Raw genomic sequence first — 6,000 nt, 5'->3', positions numbered from 1 at the left:
CTACGAGGGGCTGGCGGACGGTCAGGGGCGGGCGGTCCGGCGCCGGTGCCCACCGGTCGCGGGAGCCGCCCATCGGCCGGAGGATTGCCGGATGCCCCGGAGTGCGGCGCCGACCGCCCCCGGGGAACCCCCGGGAACGTCCTCGCGGACGGTCCCGGGGCCGTGCAGCGGATCCGGAAGACTCCGGGAAGGACAGCGACATGACCGAGTCAGCACGCGAGGGCATCGACATCACCCGCATCCTCGACGCCCCGCCGGAGAAGGTCTTCGCGGCCTGGACGACGCCCGAGCACTTCGCGGCCTGGTACGGCGGCGACGCCGAGGTGCCGCTCGACCGGGTGTCGATGGACGTCAGGCCGGGCGGAGCCTGGAGTCTGGTCATCGTGGTGCCGGGCACCGAGATGCCGTTCCACGGGGTCTACCGGGAGGTGGTGGCCCCCGAGAAGCTGGTGTTCAGCCTGAAGGACGCCACCGCGCCCGCCGACGCCGAGGGCGAGACCGTCACCGCCACCTTCACCGAGCGCCGCGGCGGGACCACCGAGATGGTCTTCCAGCAGCGCGGCGGCAACCTCACGGCCGAGCAGTACGCGGCAGCCGAGGACGGCTGGGAGGCCTTCTTCGACGCGCTCGTGGCCCGGCTCGCGTCCTTCTGAGCCCGGCCTACGGCCTCGCCGACAGCCGGGCCAGCGCCGCCGGGGCCTCGTCCACCGTGTCCACGAGCGCGATCCGGGGCTCCATCGCCCGGCCTGCGGCCAGCGCGCGCAGCAGCGGCCAGGCGGGCAGGGCGCGTGTCCAGTGGGCGCGGCCGACCAGAACCATCGGGGTCGGAGCGCCGAGCGAGCCGTAGTAGTTCGGCGTCGCGTTGCCGAAGATCTCCTGTACAGTGCCGGCCGCGCCGGGCAGGAAGACCACGCCCGCCGTGGAGCGGCTGAGCAGTCCGTCCTCGCGCAGCGCGTTGGCGAAGTACTTGGCGATGCGTTCCGCGAACGGGTTCGGCGGCTCGTGCCCGTAGAACCAGGTCGGGATCGAGACGGAGCCGCCGCCGCCCGGCAGGCGCCGGCGCACGTCGAAGGCGGCCAGTGCCCAGTCGGTGACCGACGGGGTGAACGAGGGGGCCGCGGCCAGCAGCGCGCAGGCCTCGTCCAGCACGGGATCGGGATGCGGCGCCAGGTACGCCCCGAGGTTCGCGGCCTCCATCGCGCCGGGGCCACCACCGGTGGCCACCGTCAGACCGTTCCGGGCCAGGGTCCGTCCCAGCCGGGCCGCGGCCGCGTACGGGGCGCTGCCGCGGGCCGTCGCGTGGCCGCCCATCACCCCGACCACGGCGGCGCCGGTGAGGAGCTCGTCCAGCGCGTCGGAGACCGCGTCGTCGTGCAGCGCCCGGAGCATCGAGGCGAAGGTGTCGCCGTTCGCCCGGGTCTGCTGGAACCAGCGGTACGCGCGGGCGTCGGGCGTCGCCGCGTAACCGCCGTCCGCCAGCCCCTCGTAGAGCGCGTCGGGGGTGTAGAGCAGGCCGCGGTACGGATCGAAGGGGAGCCCCGGCACCGGCGGGAAGACGAACGCGCCGTCGGCCCGCACCTTCGCCGCCGCCTCCGGCTCCATCCGGCAGCCGAGGAAGACGGCGCCGGCCGTGTCGGCGGCCAGCAGCGCGGCGCCGCGGTCCGTCAGGTCGACGGACTGCACCCGGTGCCCGGCCAGCGACCCCGAGACGACCGCCGCGTCGAATGCGGGGAGCGAGTCGATCTCGGGGCCGGGCGGGGAACTGGTTTCGTCCGGATTGTCCACGATGTCATGCTACGTAGCCGCCGGGTGCGGGTGCGGGTGCCCGGCCCGCGGCGCGCGTCCTCAGACCGTCAGCGGCAGTGCGGCCAGCTCCGCGATCAGCCAGGTCAGCGGGGCGAAGACGATCAGCAGTGCGGCGGCGCGCAGGGCCGTCGCGGCCCGCAGCGCCGATACCGGGGCGCCGAGCCGCAGCAGGGCCTGCGCCGTCTGCTCGCGGGCCTGCCTGGCCTCCAGCGCCGAGGTCAGCAGCGTCGCCGTCGTGCAGCCGAGCACGAGGACCGCGCCCAGTACCGTCAGCGGTCCGAGCGGGCGGGCCGCCGTCCCGTACAGCGCGTAGGCGGCGACCGCCGCGGCCAGCACCGCGCAGAACACACCGAGCGGGCGGCCGATCCGCCGCGACTCGTCCATCAGCACCCGGCCGGCCAGCAGCCGTACGGCGCCGGGGCGCGCCGCCTGGAGCAGCCGCCCGCACAGATGGGCCAGCCCCGGGCCCGCCACGGCAAGCCCGGCCGCGGTCAGTGTCCATCCCGCCAGCACTCCGGCCGGGGTGGCGTCGAGCCTGCCGGGCAGCGGGAGCAGGCTGCGGCCGTCGCCCCGGCTCATGTACGCCTCGACGGCGAGGCCGGCCGCGGTCAGCGCCACGCCCCACGGCAGCCCCGTGGGCGGTGCCGCGGGACCGGGCGCCTCCGGCTCCGTCAGGACCTCCGAGTCCGCCGGGGCCGCCGTGGACACCGGTTCGGCGCGCAGCGCGAACGCGCTCGCCGTCGCCGCGGTCAGTGGGACCAGGGCCAGCAGCACCGTCGCGGCGGCGAGCGGCAGCGGGGCCTCGGCGTCGAGCAGCCCGGCCGCCGCGCCGTCGAACGGCAGCCCGGACAGGTCACCGCGCAGATGCAGATAGAACAGCAGCGCCACCATCGAGCCGAGCGTGCAGGAGACGGCGGTGGAGACCGCGGCGAGCACCGCGAGCCGGACCGGCCCGAGGCCCACGGCGGACAGTCCGGAGCGTGGCCGGGTGCTCGGGTCGGTGCGCGCGACCGCGACCGCGAACTGGACGGTGGCGGCGAACGGCACGACGCACCAGAGCAGGCGCAGCACGGCCCCGGTGGAGTGCGCCGGATGCCCCGAGGCGTAACCGAGGGCGCACAGCAGCAGGAAGCCGACGCCGGCGGAGGCGGCGGCGACCAGCAGCCGCCGCAGCAGGACCAGCGGATGGGAACCCCGGGCTAGACGGAGAGCGAGCACGCCGCGCGGCCTTCCGTATCGGACACGGCGGGCAGGGCGACGGTGGCGACGCGGCGGCCGTCCAGCAGCGGGACCGTGCGGTCGGCCAGGGCGGCGATCTCCGCGTCGTGGGTGGCGAGCACGATCGTGATGCCGTGCGAACGGGCCGCGCTGGTGAGGGTGCGCAGCACATGCGTCCGGTCGCTGCGGTGCAGGGTCGCGGTCGGCTCGTCGGCGAAGATCACCGTGGGGGCGCCCGCCAGGGCGCGGGCCACGGCGATCCGCTGGCGCTGCCCCTGGAGCAGGGTGTGCGGTCGCTGCCTGGCGCAGGTGCCGATGTCGAGCCGCTCCAGCCACTCCAGGGCGGTCTTCTTCGCCTCCCGGTGCGAGGCGCCGCGCAGCAGCAGCGGAAGGGCGGTGTTCTCCCAGGTGTTCAGCTCGGGCACCAGCTGGGGCTCGGGTGCGATCCAGCCGAACCGGTCGCGGCGCAGCCGTTCGCGCAGCCGGGGGCCCATGGTGTGGACGGGGACGCTGTTGAACCACACCTCGCCCTGCTCGGGCACCAACTGGCCGGACAGGCAGTGCAGCAGGGTGGTCTTGCCGCAGCCCCGGGGGCCGGTCACGGCGAGGATCTCGCCGTCGCGGACGCCCAGGGAGACGCCGCCGAGCGCGGGGGAGCCGTTGTGGGAATGGTGCAGGGAGCGCGCCCAGATCACGTCGTTGTCCGGCGGGGCCACCATGGCGTACACCTCGGTTCAGATCGTAATTCCCGTCCCCCGTACGGGGGAACGAAGCCAGGGCCGATCGGTCACTCGGCACCGTAGGGATTCGAACCGCGGTGAGCGCACAGCACACGGCCCGGATGCGCCCCTTCCCACTCGAATGGGCGCATCCGGGCCGTGTGGACCGCATGAGGATGACGGCTGGAAGCCGGTCGAACAGTGGTCAAGCGATGGTCAAGCGAGGGGGCCGTTCGGCCGGTGGCCGGTCCGTGGTCGGCCGGCCGGCCGTCGTGCCGGTCAGAGCTTGGTCCACGCCTCCGTGAGGACGGTGCGCAGGATGCCCTCGATCTCGTCGAACGTCGACTGGTCGGAGACCAGCGGCGGCGCGAGCTGGACGACCGGGTCGCCGCGGTCGTCGGCCCGGCAGTACAGGCCGTTGTCGTACAGCGCCTTGGAGAGGAAGCCGTACAGGACGCGCTCGGTCTCCTCGTCGGTGAAGGTCTCCTTGGTGGCCTTGTCCTTGACCAGCTCGATGCCGTAGAAGAAGCCGTTGCCGCGGACGTCGCCGACGATCGGCAGGTCGAGCAGCTTCTGCAGCGTCGTGAAGAAGGCGTTCTCGTTGTCCAGGACGTGCTGGTTGAGGCCCTCGCGCTCGAAGATGTCGAGGTTGGCGAGGCCGACCGCGGCGGAGACCGGGTGGCCACCGAAGGTGTAGCCGTGCAGGAAGGTGTTGTCACCCTCGTAGAACGGCGCGGCGATGCGGTCCGAGACGATGCAGGCACCGATCGGGGAGTAGCCCGAGGTCATGCCCTTGGCGCAGGTGATCATGTCCGGCACGTAGCCGAACTTGTCGCAGGCGAACATCGTGCCGAGCCGGCCGAAGGCGCAGATGACCTCGTCGGAGACGAGCAGCACGTCGTACTTGTCGCAGATCTCGCGCACGCGCTGGAAGTAGCCGGGCGGCGGCGGGAAGCAGCCACCGGCGTTCTGCACCGGCTCCAGGAAGACCGCGGCGACGGTCTCCGGGCCCTCGAAGAGGATCTCCTGCTCGATCTGGTCGGCGGCCCAGCGGCCGAAGGCCTCGGGGTCGTCGCCGTGGATCGGGGCGCGGTAGATGTTGGTGTTCGGCACCTTGTGCGCGCCGGGGACCAGCGGCTCGAAGGGGGCCTTCAGGGCCGGCAGACCGGTGATGGACAGGGCGCCCTGCGGGGTTCCGTGGTAGGCGACCGCACGCGAGATGACCTTGTACTTGGTCGGCTTGCCCTGGAGCTTGAAGTACTGCTTGGCCAGCTTCCAGGCGGTCTCGACGGCCTCGCCGCCACCGGTGGTGAAGAAGACCTTGTTGAGGTCGCCCGGCGCGTAGTCGGCCAGGCGCTCGGCCAGCTCGACGGCCTTCGGGTGGGCGTAGGACCACACCGGGAAGAAGCCCAGCTCCTGGCCCTGCTTGTACGCCGCCTCGGCGAGCTCGTGACGGCCGTGACCGGCGTTGACCACGAACAGGCCGGACAGGCCGTCCAGGTAACGCTTGCCCTGGTCGTCGAAGATGTAGGTGCCCTCGCCACGCACGATGGTGGGAACGGGCGCGGTCTCGTAGTCCGACATGCGGGTGAAGTGCATCCACAGGTGGTCGTACGCGGTTCGGCTGAGGTCCTTGCTCACGGCTATCGGGTTCCCCACATATAGGTCTGCTTCTTGAGCTTCAGGTACACGAAGCTCTCGGTGGAGCGCACGCCGGGGAGGGCCCGGATGCGTTTGTTGATCGTTTCCAGCAGGTGGTCGTCGTCCTCGCAGACGATCTCCACCATCAGGTCGAAGGAGCCCGCGGTCATCACCACGTACTCGCACTCGGCCATGGCCGACAGCGCCTCGGCCACGGGGTCGAGGTCGCCCTCGACGTTGATGCCCACCATCGCCTGCCGCCGGAATCCCACGGTGAGGGGATCGGTGACGGCGACGATCTGCATCACGCCCTGATCGAGAAGCTTCTGGACGCGCTGTCGCACGGCCGCCTCGGAGAGGCCGACGGCCTTGCCGATCGCGGCGTACGGACGGCGTCCGTCCTCCTGGAGCTGCTCGATGATTGCGAGGGAGACGGCATCGACCGCTGGTGACGATCCGTTCCCGGTCCTGGAGTCTGCGCTGCGACTGGCCACGCATCCACTCTGCACCGGGACTCGTCTGTCTGGCAACCCCAGATCAATGAAATTCGTTGTTTGAGGGTGCGGATCTAACTGAATCCGAAGTTCACGGCGGTTGGGCATGTCGAAAGCGACAC

6 protein-coding genes are annotated in these 6,000 nt (G+C 72.3%); 1 reads left to right on the top strand and 5 read right to left on the bottom strand.

The window, feature by feature from the left end; genetic code table 11:
- The first annotated feature begins 200 nt into the window (after positions 1 to 200).
- Entirely contained in the window at positions 201 to 653 is a 453-nt protein-coding gene (locus AADR41_RS30600) for an SRPBCC family protein (protein ID WP_342284754.1), read from the top strand.
- Positions 654 to 660: 7 nt separating this feature from the next.
- Here AADR41_RS30600 and AADR41_RS30595 read toward each other — a convergent pair whose 3' ends face one another.
- From AADR41_RS30595 to AADR41_RS30575, 5 genes are all read right to left on the bottom strand, one after another.
- Complete coding sequence (locus tag AADR41_RS30595) at positions 661 to 1,785, bottom strand: LOG family protein (RefSeq protein WP_342284753.1); 1,125 nt, start codon at positions 1,783 to 1,785, stop codon at positions 661 to 663.
- A gap of 60 nt (positions 1,786 to 1,845) precedes the next feature.
- The gene (locus tag AADR41_RS30590; protein ID WP_342284752.1) at positions 1,846 to 3,024 is read right to left on the bottom strand and encodes a hypothetical protein; all 1,179 of its coding nucleotides are present in this window, start codon (positions 3,022 to 3,024) and stop codon (positions 1,846 to 1,848) included.
- Positions 3,006 to 3,743: an ABC transporter ATP-binding protein gene (locus AADR41_RS30585; protein WP_342284751.1), complete on the bottom strand. Its 738-nt coding sequence runs from the start codon at positions 3,741 to 3,743 to the stop codon at positions 3,006 to 3,008. Before AADR41_RS30585 ends, AADR41_RS30590 begins: the two co-directional genes overlap by 19 nt.
- A gap of 279 nt (positions 3,744 to 4,022) precedes the next feature.
- Positions 4,023 to 5,402 (bottom strand): aspartate aminotransferase family protein, encoded by a 1,380-nt coding sequence (locus tag AADR41_RS30580; protein ID WP_342284750.1) that lies wholly within the window; start codon positions 5,400 to 5,402, stop codon positions 4,023 to 4,025.
- Complete coding sequence (locus AADR41_RS30575; RefSeq protein ID WP_176729251.1) at positions 5,387 to 5,878, bottom strand: Lrp/AsnC family transcriptional regulator; 492 nt, start codon at positions 5,876 to 5,878, stop codon at positions 5,387 to 5,389. Before AADR41_RS30575 ends, AADR41_RS30580 begins: the two co-directional genes overlap by 16 nt.
- Between the last annotated feature and the right edge of the window lie 122 nt (positions 5,879 to 6,000).

Origin of the sequence: Streptomyces sp. CLV115, assembly GCF_038448545.1 — a bacterium.
Lineage (GTDB): Bacteria > Actinomycetota > Actinomycetes > Streptomycetales > Streptomycetaceae > Streptomyces > Streptomyces sanglieri.
The sequence above is the reverse complement of the archived record's forward strand: the minus strand, read 5'-3'. Positions and strand labels throughout refer to the sequence as shown.